Annotated in this window: 20 protein-coding genes; 3 read left to right on the top strand and 17 right to left on the bottom strand. The window is 71.1% G+C overall.

The genetic code is table 11. From position 1 onward, the window contains the following. Positions 1-2: 2 nt before the first annotated feature. The 8 genes from R0232_RS03825 to R0232_RS03790 form a co-directional block, all read right to left on the bottom strand. Positions 3-1,679 carry a ShlB/FhaC/HecB family hemolysin secretion/activation protein gene (locus R0232_RS03825; RefSeq protein ID WP_431511282.1) on the bottom strand — a complete coding sequence of 559 codons (1,677 nt, stop codon included), beginning with the start codon at positions 1,677-1,679 and terminating at the stop codon, positions 3-5. A 380-nt stretch (positions 1,680-2,059) separates the two neighbouring features. Further along, complete coding sequence (locus tag R0232_RS03820) at positions 2,060-4,159, bottom strand: CHAT domain-containing protein (RefSeq protein ID WP_431511281.1); 2,100 nt, start codon at positions 4,157-4,159, stop codon at positions 2,060-2,062. A 182-nt stretch (positions 4,160-4,341) separates the two neighbouring features. Further along, positions 4,342-5,376 (bottom strand): porin, encoded by a 1,035-nt coding sequence (locus R0232_RS03815; RefSeq protein WP_431511280.1) that lies wholly within the window; start codon positions 5,374-5,376, stop codon positions 4,342-4,344. Between the two features lie 116 nt (positions 5,377-5,492). Further along, on the bottom strand, positions 5,493-6,461 hold the full coding sequence (locus R0232_RS03810; RefSeq protein ID WP_208511901.1) for a Bug family tripartite tricarboxylate transporter substrate binding protein: 969 nt from the start codon (positions 6,459-6,461) through the stop codon (positions 5,493-5,495). A gap of 129 nt (positions 6,462-6,590) precedes the next feature. Further along, positions 6,591-7,793: a DUF5624 domain-containing protein gene (locus R0232_RS03805; protein ID WP_431511279.1), complete on the bottom strand. Its 1,203-nt coding sequence runs from the start codon at positions 7,791-7,793 to the stop codon at positions 6,591-6,593. Positions 7,794-7,799: 6 nt separating this feature from the next. Continuing rightward, positions 7,800-8,933 carry a hypothetical protein gene (locus tag R0232_RS03800; protein ID WP_431511278.1) on the bottom strand — a complete coding sequence of 378 codons (1,134 nt, stop codon included), beginning with the start codon at positions 8,931-8,933 and terminating at the stop codon, positions 7,800-7,802. Between the two features lie 4 nt (positions 8,934-8,937). Beyond that, entirely contained in the window at positions 8,938-9,816 is an 879-nt protein-coding gene (locus R0232_RS03795; protein WP_431511277.1) for an amidohydrolase family protein, read from the bottom strand. Positions 9,817-9,847: 31 nt separating this feature from the next. Continuing rightward, on the bottom strand, positions 9,848-10,696 hold the full coding sequence (locus tag R0232_RS03790; RefSeq protein ID WP_431511276.1) for an HpcH/HpaI aldolase family protein: 849 nt from the start codon (positions 10,694-10,696) through the stop codon (positions 9,848-9,850). Positions 10,697-10,772: 76 nt separating this feature from the next. Between R0232_RS03790 and R0232_RS03785 the strand changes: the two genes are divergently transcribed. Then, complete coding sequence (locus R0232_RS03785) at positions 10,773-11,663, top strand: LysR family transcriptional regulator (RefSeq protein WP_203204111.1); 891 nt, start codon at positions 10,773-10,775, stop codon at positions 11,661-11,663. Positions 11,664-11,669: 6 nt separating this feature from the next. Here R0232_RS03785 and katE read toward each other — a convergent pair whose 3' ends face one another. Continuing rightward, the gene (gene katE / locus R0232_RS03780) at positions 11,670-13,874 is read right to left on the bottom strand and encodes a catalase HPII (RefSeq protein WP_431511275.1); all 2,205 of its coding nucleotides are present in this window, start codon (positions 13,872-13,874) and stop codon (positions 11,670-11,672) included. 37 nt (positions 13,875-13,911) lie between these two features. Then, the gene (locus R0232_RS03775) at positions 13,912-14,061 is read right to left on the bottom strand and encodes a hypothetical protein (protein ID WP_177239491.1); all 150 of its coding nucleotides are present in this window, start codon (positions 14,059-14,061) and stop codon (positions 13,912-13,914) included. Positions 14,062-14,358: 297 nt separating this feature from the next. Here R0232_RS03775 and R0232_RS03770 point away from each other — a divergent pair, with 297 nt between their 5' ends. Together R0232_RS03770 and R0232_RS03765 are read left to right on the top strand one after the other, a co-directional pair. Then, on the top strand, positions 14,359-15,189 hold the full coding sequence (locus tag R0232_RS03770) for a transglutaminase-like domain-containing protein (RefSeq protein WP_431511274.1): 831 nt from the start codon (positions 14,359-14,361) through the stop codon (positions 15,187-15,189). Positions 15,190-15,257: 68 nt separating this feature from the next. After that, positions 15,258-16,154, top strand: a complete 897-nt coding sequence (locus R0232_RS03765; protein WP_296781686.1) for a LysR family transcriptional regulator — start codon at positions 15,258-15,260, stop codon at positions 16,152-16,154. Here R0232_RS03765 and R0232_RS03760 read toward each other — a convergent pair. From R0232_RS03760 to R0232_RS03730, 7 genes are read right to left on the bottom strand one after another with little or no spacing between them, the layout of a single operon-like run. Further along, entirely contained in the window at positions 16,151-17,245 is a 1,095-nt protein-coding gene (locus R0232_RS03760; RefSeq protein ID WP_431511273.1) for an enolase C-terminal domain-like protein, read from the bottom strand. The genes R0232_RS03765 and R0232_RS03760 overlap by 4 nt on opposite strands. A gap of 14 nt (positions 17,246-17,259) precedes the next feature. Further along, the gene (locus R0232_RS03755) at positions 17,260-17,970 is read right to left on the bottom strand and encodes an ABC transporter ATP-binding protein (RefSeq protein ID WP_203204105.1); all 711 of its coding nucleotides are present in this window, start codon (positions 17,968-17,970) and stop codon (positions 17,260-17,262) included. Next, entirely contained in the window at positions 17,967-18,728 is a 762-nt protein-coding gene (locus R0232_RS03750; protein ID WP_431511272.1) for an ABC transporter ATP-binding protein, read from the bottom strand. Before R0232_RS03750 ends, R0232_RS03755 begins: the two co-directional genes overlap by 4 nt. A 3-nt stretch (positions 18,729-18,731) precedes the next feature. Next, entirely contained in the window at positions 18,732-19,676 is a 945-nt protein-coding gene (locus R0232_RS03745) for a branched-chain amino acid ABC transporter permease (protein ID WP_057593306.1), read from the bottom strand. Further along, the gene (locus R0232_RS03740; protein WP_093350744.1) at positions 19,673-20,545 is read right to left on the bottom strand and encodes a branched-chain amino acid ABC transporter permease; all 873 of its coding nucleotides are present in this window, start codon (positions 20,543-20,545) and stop codon (positions 19,673-19,675) included. Before R0232_RS03740 ends, R0232_RS03745 begins: the two co-directional genes overlap by 4 nt. Then, positions 20,538-21,740, bottom strand: a complete 1,203-nt coding sequence (locus R0232_RS03735) for an alpha-hydroxy acid oxidase (RefSeq protein ID WP_431511271.1) — start codon at positions 21,738-21,740, stop codon at positions 20,538-20,540. The genes R0232_RS03740 and R0232_RS03735 overlap by 8 nt, the downstream gene beginning before the upstream one ends. Before the next feature lie 25 nt (positions 21,741-21,765). Next, positions 21,766-22,938, bottom strand: coding sequence for an ABC transporter substrate-binding protein (locus R0232_RS03730; protein WP_431511270.1), 1,173 nt, complete (start codon positions 22,936-22,938; stop codon positions 21,766-21,768). Positions 22,939-22,954 lie beyond the last annotated feature (16 nt).

Raw genomic sequence — 22,954 nt, 5'->3', positions numbered from 1 at the left:
GGTCAGAACGCCTTTTGAACCTGGACGTACAGCCGCGGGTTGTGGCCGCCGCCGTCGGTCTGTGCCCGCGGTGTGCCGTCACGCCAGGCCAGCGTCGCATTGATCGAGAAATTGCCGGGGCGCGACCAGCTCATGCCGATGCCGTAGCCGCGCAGGCTGTGCGAGTTCTCGCCGTCGAAGGGCGAGGGATGGCGCGCGAGCTTGCCGCGCGCCGCGTCGTAGAACACGAAGGGCGTGAACTCCTCGTTGACCGACCAGCGCCATTCGACGGTGCCGATCACGCCCTGGTCGGCCAGCAGTTCGCCCGAGGGGTAGGCACGCACGGCGCGCGCGCCGCCGAGCGCGAGCTTCTCGGAGGCATCGAGGTTCTTGCTGGCCCATTGGCCGCCGAACGCGAGGTACAGCGAATGGCGCGGCACGATCGACTGCAGCCGCGAGAGCTGGAAGCTCATCTTGGTGAAGCCGCCCTCGGTGTGGCGGCCGCCGAAGGCCTGGTCGGCCGCGAGGGTCTGCGGGTCGCGGATCGACAGCGAGCCGTGGTACAGGGTGCCGGTGCTGGCCCAGTAGCCGCCGCCGAAGACGTCGTCGCGCCGCTCCCAGGCCCAGCCCAGGCCGATGCCGCGCACGCGCTTCTTGACGTCGTAGTCGACGACGCGGATCTCGTCCTTGAGGTCCTTGAGGTCGGCGGTCAGCCGCAGGAACAGGTTCTGCTGGCGCTGGCGGATCAGCGGATAGTTGAGCGAAAAATCGAGCACGTCGGCGCGGCCCTGCGCGTCGAGGTCGGAGAACTGGCCGCCGAGGTCGTAGCTCACGCGCGCCAGGCCCATGCCGGCGCGCAGGCCGCTGGTGCCGATCGGCGCCTCGTAGGCGATGCGGCCGTACTGCAGCGCATTGCTGTCGGACACCATGACGCGCGCATCGAGGTTGTCGCCGATGCCGAAGGGGCTGAGCCAGCGCACGGTGCCGCCGAGCCGGTAGCGGCCCGATTCCTTGGTGCCGTGGTTGTCGCCCTCGGCGGTGAAGGCCCAGCGCGGCGCGGCCGCGACCTCGACCGACAGATCGGTGGTGCCGGGCTGCGTGCCTTCCTGCAAGGCCGACGAGACCTTGACGCCGGGCTGGTCCGACAGCAGCAGCATGGCACGCTCGTAGGCGGGCGCGTTGACGGCCTCGCCCGGCTGCAGTGGCGCGAGGAAGCCACGCACGCGCGCTTCGGTCATCGGGGCCTCGGGCGCCACCAGCACGTCGACGCGACCCAGCCGGCCCTCGATCACGCTGATCTCGACGATGCCGTCGCGCACGGTCTGCACGGGCACCACGGCCTGCGCGAGGAAGTAGCCGCGCTCCTTGTAGCGCGCGGTGATCGCCTTCGCGAGTTCCTCGAGGTCGGCCAGCGTGACGTCGCGGCCGATGTAGGGCGTGGTGATCGACTGCAGTTCCTCGTTGCTCAGCGCCTTCACGCCATTGAGGCGCAGGTCGTTGAGCTTGAAGGCACCGGTGGCGGAGGTGTTGCGCGACGGCGCGGGCAGGGTCTGCGGCGCGACACCGCCGGTGGCCTGGGCGATGGGTCGGTTGCAACTGCCGCAAGGGTCCTGCGTGGGCAGCAGCGCGGTCTCCTCGGCCTCGTTGGCATGGGCACGCTGGGCGGCCACGAGCAAGGCGGCGCCGAACAGGGCGGACACGGCGAGGGCGATCGGTGTAGAGCGTTGAAGGGCGCGCATTTCAGGGCTCCACCGCGTTGTTTCTTGCGGGTTGCTGGTGTTTTTGGGGGTCGGTTCGTTCGGGGCGCGTGCACAGGACAGCGGGTACTTCCCTCCGCGAATGTCCCCCGCCTTCGGCTCCTCCTTTATTTCGCTGCGGGAAGCACCCGCTGCCCTGTGCACGAGGAGCGCAGTGGTGGTGCCGGCCGCTCGGGCGCCGCGCGTCCGGCGTGTGTCGATGGGGTACTCCCCGCAGCGAAATCAAGGAGGAGGCCGAAGGCCGGGGGACATTCGCGGAGGGGAGTACCCCATCGGCACACGCCCGCCCCGAACGGCAATGCAATGAAACAACACACCGCATGTCAGCTCCCCACGGTCAGACGCCAGTTGCCGATCAGATTGAACGGCGCCCAGAAGAAGGGATGCGACATCTTGGGATCCTTGAGCACCGCGAGCTGCCCCGCCTGCATCGCCTTCTGCAGGTCGCGGCCCTTCGCGAGTTCGCCGTAGAGCGTGCTCATCAGCACCGCCGTCGCGTCGTCCGACACCGGCCACAGCGAGGCGATCAGGCTCGAGCTGCCCGCCGAGAGGAAGGAGCGCGTGAAGCCCAGCACCTCGTCGCCCTGCGCGATGCGGCCCAGGCCCGACTCGCAGGCCGACAGCGTCACCAGGGCCGTGCCCTGCATCGGCATCTCGAGGATCTCGTGCGCCTCGAGGAAGTTCTGCTTGCCGCCCTCGTTGGCCAGCAGGATGCGCGAGTACAGAGGATCGACCTCGTCGGCCTCCGCGTGCGCCGCCACGTGCATCAGCGGCGAGCGCGCGGCCACGTCGCGGAACTGCGTCTTGGTGGCGGCCGCGCCCATGTAGACGCTGTTGCTCGGGAAGTACTGCGCGAGCTGCTTGACCTCGCTCTCCGCACCCGGCAGGTCGTACTTGTCCTCGATGCGCGGATTGCCGAAGGCCGTGAGCGTGGCGTTCACGCGCGGCGTGCGCTGCGCGAGCTGCACCGCAATGCTGATCGAGGGCGCCACCGCCACCGGGTGCGTCTCGATCACGTAGCGGCCGTTCAGCCGCAGTGCCTGGAACGGCAGGTAGTGCAGCGGGCCGTGCGGCACGATCACCAGCCGCTGGCCGGCCTGCAGGTTCAGCGGTCCGAGCAGCGCGGCGCCGAGCTTGTCGGCATTGGTGATCGCGGTGCGGCGGCCGCGCACGATGGTGTTGCGGAAGGTCTCGACCAGCTCGGTCAGCTCCTCGCGCTTGACCGGGATCGTCTTGCTCTCGATGCCCGCGGGGCTCACCACCCACACCATCAACCGGTCGGGCAGCGAATGGAACTGCACCACGCGCTCGTCGGGCGCCAACGTGCGCTGCAGCGTCGCGAGGTCCACCGTGGCCGAGGCCTGCTCGCTGAGCTTGGCGCGCCCGCGCACCGCGTCGAGCAGCGCGCGCGAACGGCTGTGCTCGCTGACCTCGAAGGCGCGGGCGCTGTCGCCCGCGTCGCTGTAGATGGACACGCCGCGCTCGAACACCGACTGCAGGTCGGAGAACAGCCCCATCTTGAATTCTTCGCTGCGAAACTTCGCGCGCACCTTGTCCACGCCCTCGAGCGCGCGGCCCACGGCCTCGGCCGCGGCCTGCTTCTGGCCCAGCGCCACCTCGCTGCGCGCCACGCCGTCCCAGGCCCAGAGCTGGTAGTAGCCGCTGTCCGCGCCGACCTGGCGCGCGGCCAGCGCGCGGTAGAGGTCGCGCGCCTCGGCGGGCTTGTTCTCGGCCAGCAGCAGCCGGGCGCGCGTGCGGTCGAGCTGCGCGGCCAGCGGTGCGTCCTTCGGTTGCGGCAGCGTGCCGAACAGCTCGCGGGCGCGCTGCGTGTTGGCCGGCGCGCCCGATTCGATCAGCGCATTGACCAGCGAGGCCTGCACCAGCGGCGCATAGCGCGGCGAGCTGTTGGCCAGCGCCTCGTCGTAGCTGAGGATCGCGCCCTCGTAGTCGCCGCGGCGCGTGCGCACGTCGCCGATCACCTTCTGCACCGGCCCCACCACCAGCTTGGGATCGCGCGCCTCGCTCTTGAGCGCCTCGCGGGCGAACTGCTCGGCCTTCTCGAGCTGGCCCGAGTAGCTGTAGACGATGGCCAGGTCGCGGTTGGCCATGGCGCGCAGGTTCGGGTCGTTGGTGGTGTTGGCCAGGTGCAGCGCCTTGCTCGCGGCGCGCACGCTCTGGCGGAACTCGCCCGACTCGGCCAGCGCCACCGCCTGGCTGCAGTACTGGTAGCCCGAGAGCTTGACGTTGTCCTGGCCGTAGAGCACCGCGCCTTCGCTGGTCAGCGCCAGCAGCGTGTCGGTGTCGGCGAGCCGGGCCTGCTCCATCTTGCTGGCCGCGGCCTCGGCGCTCGGGCCTTCCTGCGCCTGCGCCGGCGACAGCTGCGTCAGCAGCACCACGCCGGCCCATCCCAGCGCCCATCCCATTCTCGAAAACCTCGCCATTGGACCCCCGCGCGCGGCCGGCATGCCCGCCTTGGCGGGCATCGACGCCGCGGAAGTGCGCGCCGTTCTGGCCTCGTGGGGAAAGTCTAGGGACGGCCCCTACCCCCGCCTATTCGCAATACGGTCTAGCGCAAATGGACTATGGGAGGCGTCACGCAAGGGTCTCAGAAGTTGTGCGAGATGCCGAACTGCAGCCCGCTCGAGGGCATGCCCGGCGAGCCGGCGGGCGAGGAATCGGCCACCACGTAGGCCGCGTTGCCGCGGTTGCGGATGCGCGAATAGGCCGTGTAGACCGCCGTGCGCTTGCTGAGCCAGTGCACGTAGCCGACCGCGAACTGGGTCGCGTCGTCGGCATCGAGGCCGGGGCCGCTGCGATTGGCACGCGCGGCCGACAGCTTGATGACACCCGGGCCCACCGGCATGCTCGCGCCCACCATCACGTGCACCTGGCGGTCGTTGTACGTCTGGTGGCGGTGGTAGTTGGCGTAGAGCTTCACCGGCCCGAAGTCGTAGGTGCCGCCCACGGTCGCGGTGCGGTAGACCTGCCCGTTGGCGACCGGCGTGCGGCCGTAGGCGGCCGCGATGTCGAGCGGGCCGTTGGCATAGCCCAGGCGCGCGCCCGCATAGCGCATGCCCTCGGCACCCTCGGGCATCGCGTACATCGCCTGGCCGTAGAAACCGCCGAGGTCGCGCGGCAGGAAGTAGCCGACCGAGTTGTCGACCCGCACCAGCGTGCGCGCGCCGCCCAGGCCCATGGGCCAGCCCTCGACCATCGCGGCCGAGCCGCCCACGCCCACCGTGCCGAAGGGCGAGAACTGCGAGACGTTCCAGAAGGTGGGCACGTAGTCGCGGCCCAGCCGCAGCTCGCCCCAGGTGCGGCTCGACAGGCTCAGCGTGGAGCGCCGGTGCCAGTAGACGCCCTGGTACTCGCCGGTGTCGGGCAGCAGCGCCGACTCGAGCCAGAAGCTCGCGACCAGCCCGCCGCCCAGGTCCTCGCTGCCGCGAAAGCCCAGCCGGCTCGGGAAGATGTTGCCGCCCTGGTCCATGGCGCGCACGCTCTTGCCGCCGGCCTTGCTGTAGGTGAAGTTGAGGTCGACGGTGCCGAAGACCTGCACGCTCGACTGGGCCTGCGAGAGCAGCGGCAGGGACGAAAGGAACAGGGCGGCCAGGACGGCGCGGAACGCGAAGGGAATGCGCATGGGTGTCTCCGAAAAATGGGCGAGCGAAAGCCGGCGCTGCGGCCCTCGGGCCGGCGCGGCGCGGTCGAAATGGAAAAGGGTGCGAGGTGGCGCGGGGCGAAGCCCGGCCCCGGCGCTCAGTCGATGCGGATGTTCTTGGCCTTGATGAGCTTGCCCATCGCCTCGGCCTCGCGCCGCACGATGGCGCGCGTCTCCTCGGGCGTGGTGCCCATCGGCTCGAGCCCGGCCTCGGCGATCAGCCGCTGCATCTCGGGCGACTGCGTGGCCGCGCGGATCTCGCGGTTGAAGCGGTCGACGATCTCGGGCGGTGTCTTCGCGGGCAGCCAGAAGCCCAGCCAGGTGAACACCTCCAGGCCCGGATAGCGTTCGGCCAGCGTGGGCACGTCGGGCAGCGCGGCGCTGCGCTGGCTGCCGGTGTAGGCGATGGGCTTGACGCGGCCCGCGCGGATGTTGGGCAGCGCCGAGATCGGCGGCTCGAAGCCCAGCATCACCTGGCCCGCGATCACGTCGGGCATGGCGCTCTGCTTGTAGGGCACGTGCAGCAGTTCGATGCCCGCGGCGTCCTGCAGCAGCTCGAAGCCCAGGTGCGCGGTGCTGCCCGAGCCGTAGGAGGCGAAGCTCACGCGGCCCGGGTCCTTCTTCGCGAGCGCCACCAGCTCCACCAGGTTCTTCGCCGGCACCGAGGGGTTGGCGACGATGAACGAGCCGCCCTTGAGCGCCTGCGTGACCGGCACCAGGTCGGTCTGCGGGTTGTAGGGCAGCTTCGACAGCAGGAACGGCGTCATGGTGAACGGGTTGCTGGTCGAGAACAGGATGGTGTAGCCGTCGGGCGCGGCCTTGGCGACCGCGTCGGTGCCGATGGCCGCGAGCGCGCCGGGGCGGTTCTCGACCACCACCGGTGTCTTGAGCATCTGGCCGAGCCGCTCGGCGTAGGCGCGCGCGAACACGTCCGAGCCCACGCCGGCCGGCGTGGGCGTGATGATCCTGATGGGGCGCTGGGGCCAGGCGCCGGACTGCGCCTGCGCGCCGGCACTGGCCAGCGTCAGTGCGAGGGCGGCGCCCCACAGGGTTGCGAGCTTTCTCATGGTGTCTTGTCTCCGTTCTCTTTTCTATGGATCGAATGCACGCGGCGCAGCCGCCGGCATGCCTGCTGTCTGGCGCTTCTTCTCTTGTCGTCCCGCCTCCGGCGTGCCGTCACCGGCCGCCACGTCCGCTCAACCGCCTGCGCGTGGCGCCAGCGGTGGATAGCTCACGTTGTCCAGCCCCGGCACCACCAGCCGCGCGGGCTCGTTGCCATTGGCGCGCAACTGGTCGACCGCGTAGTCGACCACGCAGCCCGAGAGCAGTTGTCGCGGGTCCTCGAGCACCACGCGCAGCCGCGTGTTGAGCGCGAACCAGTCGTCGGGACTCGCGATCGCAGGCATCTCGCCGACCGACTCGGTCCGCGCGTCGATGCGGGGCCGCCCCGCGGCGCCGGGCTCGAAGCGCGGATAGCCCTCGTACATCAGCGGCCCGAGTTCGCTCACGGTGCGCGTGTGGGCCCAGATCTGGCGCAGCGGCTCCTCGAAGGCACGCACCGCCGCGAGGTCGGGCAGCTCGGCCACCTTGAAGCTCGGGCCGTGCGGCGCGATGTAGAGCCGGTCGAGCGCGAGCCGCTGGCCCGAGGCCGCGAGGATCATGGCGGCGACCGAGTTGGTGGTCCAGGTCACGCCGGCCGTGGGCCGGCCCTGGCGGCCGACGATCAGCACCATGGCGCGCGACCAGTCGATCGCATGGCGGTCGAACCAGCCGATCACGCGGTGGCCGGTGTCCATGCCGACCAGGAAGAAGGTGGCGATCATCACGGCGTTCATCGGCACCGTGGCGCCCACGGCATCGCCGCGCGCCTCGATGTAGTGCTCGCGCATGTCGGCGGCGGTGAAGGTCTCGGGCTCGCGCAGCGCGCGCTCGAGGTAGCGCTCGGTCAGCGCGCACGAATAGTCGACCAGTTGCGCGATGCGCGCCTCGCGGCCGCGGTAGGCCGGCACCGCGACGGTGTCGCGCCACAGCGCCTCGGAGTTGGCGGCGCGCGCGGCACGCGTGCTGTCGATCAGGCGTCGCGTCTCGGCGCGCCAGAGCTCGCCCTCTGGATCGAGCTCGCGCAGCCGCAGCAGCGAGGCCACCGCGGGCCCGTGGTGCGAGATGCCCGCGAGCTCCTTGAAGCCACGCGTCGACATGCGGAAGCCCTCGATCTCGGGCGGCCGGCCGCCGCCGGGGAACAGCACGATGTCGGTGCTGGTCGCGACGATCAGCGGATCGTGCGCGCTGGCCGCGGCGGTGCGCGCGCTCAGCGTGGCGCCGATGCTCGTGGGCCCGGCCGTGTAGGTCTCGAACAGGCGGACCAGCTCGGGGCTTTCGTGGGGTGCGTAGGTGGCCATGGCGGGTCAGCCCGTGATGGAGGCGCCGAGGCCGTCGACGCGGTAGATGCGGCTGGGCGTCGCGAAGCGCACCGCGGCGCTCAGGCTGTTGGCCACCGCGAGATGCAGCGCGCCGTCGGCCTCGAAGAAGGCGGCGTCGGTGCCGCCCGAGGTCGCGAAGCGCGCGGCCTCGACCAGCCGGCCGTCGTCCATGCGGAACACGATCGACTCGAGCTCGGGGATCGGCGCCTCGCGCGTGCCGTGCAGGAAGTTGACGAGCACGAGGTGCCCGCCCTGCGCATCGCCGCGCCAGGCGAACTCGCGCCCGCCCAGGCCCGCGAGCACCTGGTGCACCGCGAAGCCACCGTCCTGCCAGCGGTACAGCAGCGTGTCGCCATGCAGGTTGGCGAAGGCCAGCCAGGCCTGGCCCTGGGTCTCGAAGAAGCAGAAGGCGCGGCCGCTGCGGCCATCGAGCTGCTGGAACAGCTCGAAGCGCTCGCCGTTCCAGCGCAGCAGCAGCGAGGGCACGGCATGGTCGGCATGGGCCAGCAGCCGTTCGCCACCGACCTCGAAGAAGGCCCAGTTGTAGCCCCAGGCCGAGGGCACGTCCTGGAACGGCACGAAGCGCGTGCCGTCCCATTCGAGGAGGCACGACGACACCGGTTGCGCGGGCTGCTCGCCCGGCAGGGTCACGCCCTGCGCGAGCGCGAGGAAGTGGCGCTCGCCGATCGCGAAGTGGTGCCACTGCTTGGCCGCGAAGCCGTCGATGCGCTGGAAGGGCTCGAAGCGGCCGTCGACCAGCTCGAAGATCGTCGACGGCACGGCCAGCGTGTAGGGATCGCGCCCGCTGCGCAGGCTCGCGGTGGCGAGGAAGGCGCGTTCGCCGATGCGGAAGAACTCGGCGTCCTCGCCGCCGGGCACCGGCAGGCTGGCATGCGGCACGAAGCGCCCACCCTCCCAGCGGTAGACGGGCATCTCGAGGTCGCTGTCGCCCAGCGTCATCTTCGCGGGCTGGCCCTCGATGTCGCGCGCCAGCTGCGGCACCGCGAGGTAGCGCGTGCCGCCGTGGACGAAGCCGGCCACCGCGCGCGCGCCGGTGGTGGCGAGTTCCTGGATGCAGTTCAGTTGCATGGCCGGGCTTTCGATCGTGGAGGCATCCATGGTCTCAGAACCCGAACAGCCGCGCCGGGTTGTCGGCCAGGATGCGCCGGCGCGCGGCGGCATCGGGGATCCAGTCGCCCAGCAGGTTCAGCAGCTCGCCGGTGTCGCGCCCGCCCTCGGGGATGTGCGGCCAGTCGCTGCCCCAGATCACGCGCTCGGGCACCGCGTCGACGATGGCCTGCGCGAGCGGACGCAGCCGCTCGTAGTTGCCGTCCTTGGCGAGCCGGTACGGGCCCGAGAGCTTGAACCAGCCACGGCCGTCGTGCACCGCACGCAGCAGGCGGTCGAAGTCGGCGCGCGTGAGGCCGTCGCTCTCGAGCATGTAGCCCATGTGGTCGATCACGAAGTCGCTCTCGATCTCGGGCAGGAACGGGATCAGGTCGCGCACCACCCAGCCCGGCGTATAGAACTGGACATGCCAGCCGAGCGCGCGCGTGCGTTCCACGCTGCGCGCGATGAAGCGCTGCAGCTCGGCCGTGGGCAGGCCCGAGCGCAGGAACAGGTCGAGCCGCAGCGCGCGCACGCCGCGCGCATGCATCGCGGCGAGTTCCTCCGCCGAGGTGCCGTCCTCGACCATCGCGACGCCGCGCGCGGCATCGCCCGCGAGGTCGAGCGCATCGAGCATGCAGCGGTTGTCGGTGCCGTAGAAGCTGGGCTGCACGATCACGAAGCGCTCGAGGCCGAGCACGCCGAGCGCGGCGCGCAGCTGCGGCAGGTCGCCGTCGGGCAGCGTGTAGTGCGGCGCGGGCACATGCGGGTAGCGCGCCTCGGGGCCGAACACATGCACGTGCGCGTCGCAGGCACCGACGGGCACCTCGAAGGCGGCGCGGGTCAGGGTCTGCGCATCGCGCATCGGCTTGGAAACGAGGATCTGGTCGGTCATGGAAGAAGTCGGATCGGAAATTCGAAGAAGCTCAGTCCAGCAGCACGGCGCCGTCGAGCGGCCGCACCGAATCGAGCGCCTGCGCCACGCGCTCGTGCAGCACGGCGAGCAGCAGGTCGGTGTCGATGCCGGTCATGAGGAAGGGCGCGGCGCCGCGGCGGATGCAGTCGGCCACGTAGGCGATGTCGGCCACGCCGCCGATGGCCAGCGGCTTGCCGGCGCGCGCGCAGGCCGCGAGCGCGGCGTCGTGCGCCTCGCGCAGCCGCGGATGCACGGCGGGGCCGCCCGCGAGGTTCATCTCGGCACTGAGGTCGTTGCTGCCGATCGCCAGCAGGTCCACGCCCGGCACGCGCGCGATGGCCTCGATGTTCTCGATGCCGCGCGGGCTCTCGATCAGCAGCTTGACCACGGTCGAGCGGTTGGCGCGTTCGCGCAGCTCGGCGGCAGGCAGCCGGCGGTAGCCGAAGGCGGGCAGCGCGGCGATGGCCGAGCGGTGGCCCTCGGGCGGGAAGCGGCAGGCCGCGACCACGTCGGCCGCCTGTTCGGCCGTTTCCACGCGCGGCACGATGATGCCGGCCGCGCCCGCGTCGAGCAGCCGGCCGATCACGCCGTATTCGCGTTCGGGCACACGCACGAAGGGCACCAGGCCGATGTCGAGCGCGGTGGCGCAGATGGCGCCGGCCGCGTCGATCGGCATCGCGCTGTGCTCGAGGTCGACCCAGATCGCATGGTGGCCGCTGGCCTTGGCCAGCCGCGCGATCTCGGCGCCGCGCGCATGGCGCACGCCGAGCGCGGCCACCCACTGGCGGCGCGCGAGCCGCTGCATCACGGGGCTGGTGCTGCCGGCGGAGGCCGGCGAAGGGGTGTCTCTCGTCTCCATGGCGGCGACTGTAGGCAGTCGGCCTTATATTTGGAAATACTGATTGGTCACAGATTTCCATACGCAGGAGATATCGATGGAACTACGGCATCTGCGCTATTTCGTGGCGGTGGCGGAGGAGCTGAACTTCACGCGCGCGGCGCAGCGGCTGCACATGGCGCAGCCGCCGCTGAGCACGCAGATCCGCCTGCTCGAGGAGGAGCTGCAGGTGCGCCTGCTCGACCGCGACAAGCGCCGCGTGCACCTCACGCAGGCCGGGCGCCACTTCCTCGAGCGCGCGCAGGCGATCCTCGCCTCGGTCGAATCGGCCAAGGGCGAGGCGCGCGACGCGGCCACCGGCGGCATCGGCAAGATCGCGCTGGGCTACACCGCCTCGTCGATGCTGTCGGCCACGCTGCCGGCCGCGATCCGCGAGTTCCAGGCCGCGCATCCGCGCATCGCGCTGGCGCTGCACGAGATGACCTCCCTCGACCAGCTCGACGCGGTGCACGGCCACCGGCTCGACCTCGGCATCCTGCGCCATCCCAACGTGCCGATCCCCGCGGGCATCGCGATCGAGGCCTGGTACCAGGCGCCGCTGATGGTGGCGGTGCCGGCCACGCATCCGCTGAGCCAGGCCCCGGTGCGCATCGCCGACCTGCGCGACGAGCCGCTGATCCTCTACCCGCGCCATTCGGGCATCGGGCTGTACTGGAAGGTGCAGGAGCTGTGCTCGAAGGCGGGCTTCCGCCCGCGCATGGTGCAGGAGGCGCGCGACGCCTCGACCATCGTCGGCCTGGTGTCCGCCGGCGTGGGCCTCGCGATCGTGCCCAGCGGCACCGAGTCGATCCGGCTCGAGGGCGTGGTCTACCAGCGGCTGCGCGAGAAGAGCGCCGTGTCGGCGCTGCACCTGGGCTACCGCGAGGCCGACCCGAACCCGTACCTGGGCCTGCTGCTCAAGCAGCTGCGGCGTTCGGCACGGGTCTGAGCGGGCTCAGGCCGGCACGGCGTCGATGTTCGGCCGGTCCCAGTGCCGGTGCTTCGCGATCGCGGCCACGAAGTCCTGCGCGATCTGCTGCGCGGCGCTGGTGTCGCCGAGGTTGGTGACCGGCGTGGCCGCCACCACCACGCCCGGCGGCAGGCTGTCGGCCGGCGTGTCGGCGGCGATGCCCAGGGTGGAAAGCAGTTGCACGCCCTCGCCCACCGTGCACACGGCCTTGCAGTGCTTGAAGGCCTCGAGCACGAAGTGCACCGCGTCGCCGCTGGCGGCGAGCGCGCGCGCGCCCTCGGCACCCGCGGGCACCAGCACCGCGTCGAACATCACCGAGGGCATGTTGGCGAAGGTGGCGTCGGTGTCGACCTGGCGCTTGGAGCCGCTGACCACCGAACCCAGGCGCGGGCCCACGACCTTGCATTGCGCGCCGGCCTGCTCGAGCGCCTCGCGGATCGGCTTGAGCGAGGCCGAGTCGATGCCGTCGGCCACGAGGATCGCGATCTTGCGCGTGCGGATCGAACCGTCGCCGGTGCCCGCCATGCTGAGCGCGGGCGATTCCTCGATCGGCAGGTGGATGCGGTGCTCGCGGAAGCCCGCGCGCCCGGCCGCGGCGCGCGCATCGGGCTCGCCGATGCCCAGCGGCTCCGCCACGCGGCGCGCCAGCTTCTCGTCGACGTGCGCGAGGTTGTCGACCATGCGCTGGCGGATCGCCGGCACCTCCACCTTCGACAGCTCGAAGCGGAAGGCCGCGACGATGTGCTCCTTCTCGGGCGCGCTCTGGCTCTCGAAGAACAGGCGCGCCTGCGTGAAGTGGTCGTCGAAGGTATGGCTGCGGCGGCGCAGCTTGGGCGCCTCGTAGTCGGTGTCGGGGTAGCTCTGGAAGCCGGCGCTGTCGCCGTCCACGCGGAACTCGGCGCCCGTGCCCAGGGTGTTGGGCTCGTAGGCGACCTGGCCGCGCGCGATGGTCTGGCGGTGCATGCCGTCGCGCTGGAAGTTGTGGAACGGGCACACGCCCTTGTTGATCGGCAGCTCGTGGAAGTTGGCGCCGCCCAGCCGCGAGATCTGCGTGTCGGTGTACGAGAACAGCCGGCCCTGCAGCAACGGGTCGTTGGTGAAGTCGATGCCCGGCACCAGGTGGCCCGGGTGGAACGCCACCTGCTCGGTCTCGGCGAAGAAGTTGTCGGGGTTGCGGTTGAGCACCATGCGGCCGATCTTCTGCACCGGCACCATCTCCTCGGGGATCAGCTTGGTGGGGTCGAGCAGGTCGAAGCCCAGCGTGCCTTCCTTGCCCTCGGGGATCATCTGCACGCCGAGTTCCCATTCGGGGAAGTCGCCGTTCTCGATCGCCTCCCAGAGGTCGCGGCGATGGAAGTCGGGGTCCTTGCCCGCGATCTTCTGCGCCTCGTCCCAGGCCAGGCCGTGGATGCCGAGCTTGGGCTTCCAGTGGAACTTGACGAAGTGGCTCTCGCCGCGCGCGTTGACCAGGCGGAAGGTGTGGACGCCGAAGCCTTCCATCATGCGCAGGCTGCGCGGGATCGCGCGGTCGCTCATGGCCCACATCAGCATGTGGGTGGTCTCGGGCATCAGCGAGGCGAAGTCCCAGAAGGTGTCGTGCGCGCTCGCGGCCTGCGGCATCTCGTGGTGCGGCTCGGGCTTCACGGCGTGGATCAGGTCGGGGAACTTCATCGCGTCCTGGATGAAGAAAACCGGCACGTTGTTGCCCACCAGGTCGTAGTTGCCTTCGCGGGTGTAGAACTTGACGGCGAAGCCGCGCACGTCGCGCACGGTGTCGGCCGAGCCGCGCGAGCCGGCCACGGTGGAGAAGCGCACGAACACCGGCGTCTTCGCCTCGGGGTCCTGCAGGAAGTCGGCGCTGGTGAACTGCGACATCGACTTGTAGACCTGGAAGTAGCCGTGCGCCGCCTCGCCGCGCGCATGCACCACGCGCTCGGGGATGCGCTCGTGGTCGAAGTGCGTGATCTTCTCGCGCAGGATGAAGTCCTCGAGCAGCGTGGGTCCGCGCCGCCCGGCCTTCAGCGAGTTGTGGTTGTCGGGGATCCGCAGGCCCTGGTTGGTCGTCAGCTCGGCCCCGTGGTCGAGCGTGAAGCCCTCGAGCTGCTGCTGCTTGGCATCGCTGGCGTCCCCCGCTTTGGAAGTCTTGGCGGGCTTGGCGCGCCGTGCGGCGGCCTTGTTCTGTGGCGTCATCGAGGGGCTTTCAAGGTGTCGTGAAGGGAGCTCAGGCTCATCCGGCGCCGCCGTTGTCGAGAAGCATGTCCAGCACATTCACCACGGCGACCAGGCAGATGCAGCCGGCGACGGCGGCAACGGACCAGATCAGGATCTCGTCGCCCCAGTTGGTGGCGAACGAGTCGAACAGCGACGAAAACTCCATGATTCCCTCCAGCAGACCGGTTTGAACGCGCCCGTGCGACCTGTCGAAAGATCGCTGGCCAGGACTTGCGACATCTCCCCGCCTAGCTTCGGATACGAGCGGAAACGAAGCGTAGGGTCGGCACCGCGCGAAACCCGTAGTGGCGCCCCGCCCCCGTCTGTGGGAGAGCGGGCGCCCCTGCGGTAGGAAGGCACCGACAGCGCGACGGCCTACGACCGATGCGCGCGTTGACCCCGCGCGCGCGGGGGTCGCAGGCCCCAAGATCGGCGTTGGGGAATCTCCCCCGCGAAAGAACCCATGCTCATCCGGATTGGCTACGACATCGAGCTCGCGCTCGCCACGGCCCCCATCGCGCCCACCGCGCTGGTCTACATGCTGCAGGTTCATCCCTCGCGGGTGGCGGACCTGCGCGGCGGCGGCGAGCAGCTCACGCTCGAGCCGCCGCTGTTCACCGACCACTACTTCGACGCCTTCGGCAACGCCTGCGCCCGCGTGCAGATCCCCGCGGGCGTGACCAACGTGCGGCTGCGCAACCAGGCCGTGATCGCCGACCCGGGCACGCCCGACCCGGTGGACCGCGGCGCCGTCGAGCACGACCCCGCCGCGCTGCCGGTGGAAACGCTGGCCTTCCTGCTGCCCAGCCGCTACTGCGAAGTCGACAGCGAGCTGCTGCAGTTCGCCTGGGACCGCTTCGGCACCGTGGCGCCGGGCTGGTCGCGCGTGCAGGCGATCTCGGATTTCGTGCACGGCCACCTGCGCTTCGACTACGCCAATGCGCGCTCCACGCGCACCGCCGCGCAGGGCCTGCGCGAGGGCACCGGCGTGTGCCGCGACTTCGCGCACCTGGCGATCACGCTGTGCCGCTGCATGAACATCCCGGCGCGCTACGTGACCGGTTACCTCGGCGACATCGGCGTGCCGCCGGTGCGCTCGCCGATGGACTTCAGCGCCTGGTTCGAGGTCTACCTCGGCGACCGCTGGCACACCTTCGACGCGCGCCACAACCAGCGCCGCATCGGCCGCGTGACGGTGGCGCGCGGGCGCGACGCGGCCGACGTGCCGATCACGATGATGTTCGGCGCGCACACGCTGGCGCGCTTCGACGTGACGACCGAAGAAGAGCGCTAGCGCCGGGCCGCCCGCGGGGCCGGCCTTGTGGCACATTCAGGCGCCGCCCCACGAACCGCCAGCCGCGCATGAGCCACCTCGACCTGAACCTCGTTCGCGTGTTCGTCGCGATCTACGAAACCCGCAGCGTGACCCATGCGGCCGAGCGGCTCGACGTCACGCAATCGACCGTGAGCTACGCGCTGGCGAAGCTGCGCAAGGTCTACCTCGACCGGCTGTTCTCGCGCGGCAGCGACGGCCTGGTGCCCACGGGCATGGCCGAGCAGCTGTTCCAGCGCTTTCGCGAGGCGCTGACCATGGTCGAGGGCACGCTCGAGCAGAACGCCAGCTTCGATCCGCTGCGCTCGACGCGGCGCTTCCGGCTCGCGATGTCCGACATCGGCGTGCTGTACTTCGTGCCGCCGCTGCTGCGCCGCTTCCAGGAGGTGGCGCCGCGCATCGAGATCGAGATCGCGCAGATCTCCGACACGCTGGGCGAGGAGCTGTCGACCGGGCGCCTGGACATGGCGGTCGGCAACATCCCCTCGCTCGGTTCGCCGATGCACGGCGCGCTGCTGTTCCGCGAGCACTACGTGTGCCTGATGTCGGCCAGCCATCCGAGCATCGGGGAGCGCATGAGCCTCGCGGCCTTCTCGGCGGCGCGCCACGTGATGGTGTCGTCGCCGCGCTCGGGCCACTTCCTGATCGAGGACATGCTGGCCGAGCGCGGCATCAACCGCAACATCGTCGCGCGCGTGCCGCAGTTCACCGTGCTGCCGCAACTGCTGTCGCAGAGCGACCTGCTGGTGCTGCTGCCCTCGCGCGTGGCCGACCTCTACGTGCGCCAGGGCGGGCTCAAGGCGCTGCCGCTGCCCGTGCCGCTGCCCGACTTCCAGGTGCAGGCGCACTGGCATGCGCGCCACGAGTACAGCGCGGCGCACCGCTGGCTGGTCGACGAGATCGTGCGCACGCTCGGCAAGCTCTAGACCAGATAGCGCCGCACGGCCTCCTCGTTCCACGCGATGCCGGTGCCGGGCTCGGCCGGCGCGGTGGCCATGCCGTCCTCGAAGACCAGCGGTCGCGCCAGCACCGGCGCGGCCAGGTCCATGCGCTCGAGCAGGTGGGCCGTCGGCGTCACCGCCATCAGGTGCACGCTGACCTCCTGGAAGATGTGGCTCGACATCGGCACGCCGTGCGCCTGCGCCAGCGCGGCGGCGCGCAGCCAGCCGGTCACGCCGCCGATCTTCATCGCATCGGGCATCGCGAGGTCGCAAGCGCCGGCCTGCAGCGCCTTGGCCATCTCGTCGGGACCGCACCAGTTCTCGCCCATCTGCAGCGGCAGCGCCACGCGTTCGCGGATGCGCGCATGGCCCGCGTAGTCCTCCTGCAGCGTGGGCTCCTCGACCCAGCCGATGCCCTCGTCCTCGAGCGCGCGGATGCGCCGCACCGCCTCGGGCACGCTCAGGCCCTGGTTGTAGTCCACCAAAAGCTCGACGCGCTCGCCGACCACGGCGCGCAGCGCACGCACCACCTCGAGGTCCTCGGCCAGCGTGGCGTGGCCGATCTTGGTCTTGATGGCGCGAAAGCCGTGCGCCACCGCGAGCGCGGCGCGCCGCGTGCCGAGCGCGAGGCCGTCCATGCTGTGGCTGTCGTAGGCCGCGATGGCGCGGCGCGTGCCGCCCAGCAGCTCGACCAGCGGCACGCCGCGCGCCTGGGCCAGCGCGTCCCAGGCCGCCATGTCGAGCCCGGCGCCGGCCATCAGCGCGATGCCGGTGCGGCCCAGCAGGCGCAGCCGCTGCGCCATCAGCTGGTCGAGATCGAAGGGCGCCAGCGGCTGGCCCTTGAGCACGCTGCCCAGGGTCAGCACCATGCGCCGCGTGGCGCGCAGCGCGAGCGGCGTGTAGGTGAACAGGTAGGCGTGGCCGACGGTGCCGTCGTCCGCGTGCAGGTCGACCAGCACCAGCGGCGCGGTCGCCACCACGCCCACGCTGGTGCGCACCGGATGCTCGAGCGGCACGTTGACGCAGCGCGCCTGCACGTCGGCCACGCGCAGGCCGGTGTCGGGAAGGGAGTTCATGCGTGCGCGTTCCATCACAGGCCCAGGTAGGCGGCCTTCACGCGCTCGTCGCCGAGCAGCTGCGCGGCCGGCCCGCCGAGCGCGATGGCGCCGGTCTCGAGCACGTAGCCGCGGTCGGCCACCGAGAGCGCGGCGTGCGCGTTCTGCTCCACCAGCAGGATCGGGATGCCGCGCGACTTGAGCCGTGCGATGACGCCGAAGATCTCCTTCACCAGCAGCGGCGCCAGCCCCATCGAGGGTTCGTCGAGCAGCAGCATGCGCGGCTCGCACATCAGCGCGCGCGCGATCGCCAGCATCTGCTGCTGGCCGCCCGAGAGCGTGCCGGCCGCCAGCAGGCGCTTCTCGCCGAGCACCGGGAACAGCGCGTACATCTCGTCCAGCCGCTGCGCGCGGCGCTCGGCGCGCGTGTAGCCGCCCAGCAGCAGGTTGTCCTGCACCGACAGCGGGCCGAACACCTGCCGGCCCTCGAGCACCTGCGCCAGGCCGGCGCGCACGCGCGCGTCGGCGCTGTCGCGCGCGATCTCGCGGCCGAACAGGCGCACGCTGCCGGCGCTGCCGCGGATCAGCCCCGAGACCGCGCGCAGCAGCGTGGTCTTGCCCGCGCCGTTGGCGCCGACCAGCGCCACCAGCTCGCCCGCGCCGACCTGCAGGTCGATGCCGTGCAGCGCCTCGATGCGGCCATAGCCGGCGCGCAGGCCGCTCACCTCCAATGCGATGCCGCTCATGCGCAGGCCTCCGCCTCGGTGCCGAGGTAGGCCGCGATCACCTGCGGGTTGGCGCGCACCTCGGCGGCGGTGCCCTCGGCGAGCTTACGGCCGTAGTCGAGCACCAGCAGGTGGTCGGAGATGTTCATCACCAGCTTCATGTCGTGTTCCACCAGCAGCACGGTCACGCCCGAGGCGGCGATGCTGCGGATCAGTTCGGTGATCTCGTGGGTCTCGGTGTCGTTGAGGCCCGCGGCCGGCTCGTCGAGCAGCAGCAGGCGCGGCCGGCTCGCGAGGGCGCGCGCGATCTCCAGCCGCTTGAGCAGGCCGAACGAGAGCTGCGTGGCATGGGCATGCGCGTGGCGGCCCACGCCCACGTAGTCGATCAGCCGCAGCGCCTCCTCGCGCAGCGCGGCGTCGGCACGGCGCGTGGCACCGGTCATGCCGCCCAGCAGCGAGCTGCGCGTGTGCAGGTGCGCGCCGAGCATCACGTTCTCGCAGGCCGTCATGTTCATGCACACCTGCAGGTTCTGGAAGGTGCGGCTCATGCCGCGCCGCGCGAGCCGGTCGGGCGCCATGCCCGCCACGTTCTCGCCGTCGAGCAGGATCTCGCCGCGCGTGGGCTCGTAGACGCCGCTGATCAGGTTGAACAGCGTGGTCTTGCCGGCGCCGTTGGGCCCGATCACCGAATGCACCGAGCCGCCGCGCACGCTGAAGCTCACGTCCTGCATGGCGTGCACGCCGCCGAAGGACTTGCTGAGGTTCCTCACTTCGAGCATGGCTCAGCCCTTCCTGCGCAGCCGCAGCGCGAGCGTGGGCACCAGCCCCTTGGGCAGGAACATCATGGTGAGCATCAGCACCAGGCCGAAGAACACCATCTCGTAGCCGTGCAGGCCGCCCAGCAGCTGCGGCAGCGCGGTCAGCAGCGCGGCGCCGAGCAGCGCGCCGAAGGTCGAGGCCATGCCGCCGAGCACCACCATGGTCGCGAGCTCCACCGAATGCGTGAAGGCCGCCAGCGAGGGACTGATGAAGCCCAGGTAGTGCGCCGTGAGGCTGCCCGAGACCGCGGCGAACACGGCCGACACCACGAAGGCACGCACCTTGAAGCGCGCCACGTCCACGCCCATCACGCGCGCCGCCACCTCGGAGCCGTTGAGCCCGCGCAGCGCGCGCCCGGCCGGCGACTCGTAGAGGTTGAGCGACAGCAGCACCGCGAGCCACAGCAGCACCGCCGCCAGCGCATACCAGTGCAGCACCTTGGCGAACGCGAAGCCGGCCACCGCCAGCGGCGGCACCGGCATGCCGTCGGGGCCGCCGGTCCAGTCGACCTCGTTGATCAGCACGATGTTGACGATCACGCCCAGCCCGAGCGTGGCCATGGTCAGCGAATGGCCCTTGAGGCGCAGGATCGGCTTGGCGATCAGCCAGGCCACCAGCGCCGCGCCCACGGCCGCGGCGCAGATGGCCGGCAGCGCGGGCCAGCCGAAGCGCGCCGTCACGATGCCGCTGCCGTAGGCGCCGATGGCGACGAAGGCCGCGTGGCCGATGCTGATCTGGCCCGCGAAGCCCATCAGCAGGTTGAGGCCGATCGCGGCGATGGCCGCCAGCGCGATGCGCACCGCGACGTCGATCACGTAGTTGTTGGGCATGGCCAGCGGCAGCAGCGCCAGCACCAGGGCCAGCAGCAGCAGGGAGGGACGCAGCAGCGCCCGCGAGGACGCCTTCATACGCGCTCCGCCCCCTTGCTGCCGAACAGGCCGTGCGGCATGACCAGCAGGATGAACACGATCAGCACGAAGGGCACGGCGTCCTTGTAGGCCGAGGAGACGTAGCCCGCCATCAGCGCCTCGAGCAGGCCGACGATGAGGCCGCCGACCACCGCGCCGCCGGCGCTGCCGAGCCCGCCCAGCGTGGCCGCGACGAAGCCCTTCATGCCCAGCATCAGGCCGATGTCGTAGACCGTGGTGGTGATCGGCGCGGCCACCACGCCGGCCACGGCGCCCAGCAGCGCCGAGAGGCCGAACGAGAGCTGCAGCACGCGCGAGGTCGGGATGCCGACCGCGCGCGCGGCCAGCGCATTGGCCGCCACCGCGAGCATGGCCTTGCCCACCATGGTGAAGCGGAAGAAGGCGAAGCACAGCGCCACCAGCAGCGCCGCCGTGCCCAGCACCCACAGGCTCTGCGGCAGCACGTAGGCACCGAGGATCGACAGCGCCGCGTCGCCGCTGAAGGCCGGCAGGGTCTGCTGGTTCTTGCCGAGCACGATCTGCACCACGCCCTGGATGAAGATCGAGGCGCCGATGGTGATGATGATCAGCGACACCACGCTGGCCTCGCCCGCGGGCTTGATCGCCAGCCGGTACAGCAGCAGGCCCGCCACCACCGTGGCCAGCACGCCGCCGGCCACGGCCACGCCGTAGGGCAGGCTGGCGCCGAGCAGCGCGGCCGTGATCATGGCGCCGAGCATGAGGAAGTCGCCCTGCGCGAAGTTGATGACGCCGCTGGCGTTGTAGATCAGCGAGAAGCCCAGCGCGGCCAGCGCGTAGATCGCGCCGGTGGTGAGTCCCGAGAAGACGAATTGCATGAAGTCAGCCATGGCGTGCTCCGGCGTGGGAAAGCCCGGCTGTGCCGGGGAAGGGAAGGTTGGCGAGCAGGTGGTGGGGCGCGACCTCGTCCACGCGGTCGGCGCCCAGCAGCACCAGGGTGCGGGCGATGTCGTCGACCAGGCCGGCCAGCACGCCGCGCGCGCCCGCCTCGCCGTCGCAGGCCATGCCCCAGACCGCGGCGCGGCCGACGAAGGCCGCGGTGGCGCCGGCGGCCAGCGCCTTGACCACGTCGCTGCCGCGGCGGAAACCGCCGTCGACGAACACCGGGATGCGCCCGGCCACGGCATCGACCATGCGCGGCAGCACCGAGATGGTCGAGGGCGCCGCGTCGAGCTGGCGCCCGCCGTGGTTCGACACCACGATGCCGTCGGCGCCATGGCGCACGGCCAGCGCGGCATCGCCCGGATGCAGCAGGCCCTTGACCAGCAGCGGGCCGTCCCACAGCCGGCGCAGCCAGGCCAGGTGTTCCCAGGCCAGCGTGCGGTCCATGGTGCGCGACAGCAGCGCGGCCTGCAGCTGGGCCGAGGTGGCGCCGTCGTCGGCTTCGGCCAGGTTGACGAACGAGGGCGAGCGGCCCTGCATCGCCATCGCGAGCGACCAGCGCGGATGCAGCGCGAGGTCGAGCAGGGTCGAGGGCGTGAAGCGGAACGGCAGCCGAAAGCCGTTGCGCACATCGCGCTCGCGATAGCCGCTCACGGCCGCGTCGACCGTCAGCACCAGCGCCGAATAGCCGGCGGCGCGCGCGCGGCGCACCAGCTGCTCGGCGATGGCGCGATCGCCCATCACGTAGAGCTGCATCCATTGCAGCGCCTCGGGGTCGCGCCGCAGCGCGGCCTCGCGCACCGCCTCGAGCCGGTCGTTCGACGGCGTCGACAGCACGTGCGGCACGCCGGTGGCGGCGGCCGCGCAGGCCAGCAGGGTGTCGCCATGCGGGCGCACCAGGCCCGAGAAGCCCACGGGCGCCACGCCCAGCGGTGCGGCCCAGCGCCGGCCGAACACCGTGATGCCGGGGTCGGCATGGCGGGTGTCGCGCAGCGCGGTCGGCACCAGGTGCAGCGCGGCCAGGTCGGCCTCGTTGCGCCGCAGGCAGTCCTCGGTCTCCGCGCCGCCGTCGACATAGTCGAAGACGAAGCGCGGCAGCCGCCGGCGGGCATTCCGGCGGTGATCGTTCGCATTGAGCTTCATGCGCTCTCCGGTGACGCGCGCGAACTCAGCGGACTTCCACGAACTTGCCGTCCTTGATCTCGACCATGCGGAACGCGGAGACGTCCAGGCCCATGTGGTCGGTGGCCGACATGCGGTAGATGCCGCTCACGCCGACGAAGTCCTTCGTGGCCTCGATGGCGTCGCGCAGCTTCTGCTTGTCGGTGCCGCCGGCGCGCTGGATCGCGTCGATCAGCAGGTACAGCGCGTCGTGCGCGTAGCCGCCGAAGGTCGACACGTCCATCTTCGCGGTCGACTCGTAGTCCTTCGCATACGACACGCTGACCTTCTTCTGCGGATCGGCATCGGGCAACGCCTGGGCGATCAGCAGCGCGGGCGAAGGCATGCGAATGCCTTCGGAGGACTTGCCCGCGATGCGGATGAACTCGGTCGAGGCCTGGCCGTGCGAGGTGTAGAGCGGCTGCTTCATCGCGAGCTGCTGGTGGTTGCGCGCGATGATGGCCGGCGCCTGGCCGGTGCCGAACACGAACACGGCCTGCGCGCCCGAGGACTTGATGCGCGTGAGCTGCGGCGTGACGTCGGTGTCCTTCTCGCCGTAGGTCTGGTCCTCCACCACCTTCAGGCCCAGCGACTCGGCGAGCTTGAGCGTCTCGGTGCGGCCCGACTTGCCGAAGCCGCCGGTGTCCGACAGCAGCGCGAACTGCGTGAAGCCGCGCTTCTTCATCTCGCCGAGCACCTTCTCGGCCGCCATGCGGTCGGAGTGCGGCATCTTGAACACGTAGGGCTTGACCGGCTCGACGATGACCGAGGCGGCGGCCAGCGAGATCAGCGGCATCTTCGCGGCCTCGGCCTGCGGCACCATCGCCATGGTCGAGCCGGTGGTGGAGGCGCCGAGGATCGCGTCGACCTCGTCCTGCATGATCAGGCGGCGCGTGAAGGCGTTGGCCTTGTTCGCGTCGCTGGCGTCGTCGTAGAGCACCAGCTCGAGCTTGCGGCCGAGCACGCCGCCGGCCGCGTTGATCTTGCGCACGTACATCTCGAGCGTCTTCTGCTGCGGATCGCCGAGGAAGGAGGCCGGGCCGGTGGCCGAGACCACGGCGCCGATCTTGATCGGCCCGGCCGCATGGACCTGCGCGGCCAGCGGCAGCAGCAGCGCGCCGGCCAGCAGCGCGTTGACGGCGCGGCGGCCGAGGGAGGTGGAGGTCTTGCTGTTTCTCATCGTCTTGTCTCCTGTC

The sequence above is a fragment of the Variovorax sp. DAIF25 genome (genome assembly GCF_050711835.1).
Classification (GTDB): Bacteria; Pseudomonadota; Gammaproteobacteria; order Burkholderiales; family Burkholderiaceae_C; genus Variovorax.
This window is presented reverse-complemented; position numbering and strand designations above follow the sequence as displayed.

Coding starts and splice junctions, on each gene's coding strand:
- R0232_RS03800 (WP_431511278.1), bottom strand. CDS start 8,933: ATGGATGCCTCCACGATCGAAAGCCCGGCCATGCAACTGAACTGCATC.
- R0232_RS03750 (WP_431511272.1), bottom strand. CDS start 18,728: ATGCTCGAAGTGAGGAACCTCAGCAAGTCCTTCGGCGGCGTGCACGCC.
- katE (WP_431511275.1), bottom strand. CDS start 13,874: ATGACGCCACAGAACAAGGCCGCCGCACGGCGCGCCAAGCCCGCCAAG.
- R0232_RS03795 (WP_431511277.1), bottom strand. CDS start 9,816: ATGACCGACCAGATCCTCGTTTCCAAGCCGATGCGCGATGCGCAGACC.
- R0232_RS03810 (WP_208511901.1), bottom strand. CDS start 6,461: ATGAGAAAGCTCGCAACCCTGTGGGGCGCCGCCCTCGCACTGACGCTG.
- R0232_RS03735 (WP_431511271.1), bottom strand. CDS start 21,740: ATGAAGCTCAATGCGAACGATCACCGCCGGAATGCCCGCCGGCGGCTG.
- R0232_RS03820 (WP_431511281.1), bottom strand. CDS start 4,159: ATGGGATGGGCGCTGGGATGGGCCGGCGTGGTGCTGCTGACGCAGCTG.
- R0232_RS03775 (WP_177239491.1), bottom strand. CDS start 14,061: ATGGAGTTTTCGTCGCTGTTCGACTCGTTCGCCACCAACTGGGGCGAC.
- R0232_RS03805 (WP_431511279.1), bottom strand. CDS start 7,793: ATGGCCACCTACGCACCCCACGAAAGCCCCGAGCTGGTCCGCCTGTTC.
- R0232_RS03790 (WP_431511276.1), bottom strand. CDS start 10,696: ATGGAGACGAGAGACACCCCTTCGCCGGCCTCCGCCGGCAGCACCAGC.
- R0232_RS03770 (WP_431511274.1), top strand. CDS start 14,359: ATGCTCATCCGGATTGGCTACGACATCGAGCTCGCGCTCGCCACGGCC.
- R0232_RS03730 (WP_431511270.1), bottom strand. CDS start 22,938: ATGAGAAACAGCAAGACCTCCACCTCCCTCGGCCGCCGCGCCGTCAAC.
- R0232_RS03815 (WP_431511280.1), bottom strand. CDS start 5,376: ATGCGCATTCCCTTCGCGTTCCGCGCCGTCCTGGCCGCCCTGTTCCTT.
- R0232_RS03765 (WP_296781686.1), top strand. CDS start 15,258: ATGAGCCACCTCGACCTGAACCTCGTTCGCGTGTTCGTCGCGATCTAC.
- R0232_RS03785 (WP_203204111.1), top strand. CDS start 10,773: ATGGAACTACGGCATCTGCGCTATTTCGTGGCGGTGGCGGAGGAGCTG.
- R0232_RS03740 (WP_093350744.1), bottom strand. CDS start 20,545: ATGGCTGACTTCATGCAATTCGTCTTCTCGGGACTCACCACCGGCGCG.
- R0232_RS03755 (WP_203204105.1), bottom strand. CDS start 17,970: ATGAGCGGCATCGCATTGGAGGTGAGCGGCCTGCGCGCCGGCTATGGC.
- R0232_RS03760 (WP_431511273.1), bottom strand. CDS start 17,245: ATGAACTCCCTTCCCGACACCGGCCTGCGCGTGGCCGACGTGCAGGCG.
- R0232_RS03745 (WP_057593306.1), bottom strand. CDS start 19,676: ATGAAGGCGTCCTCGCGGGCGCTGCTGCGTCCCTCCCTGCTGCTGCTG.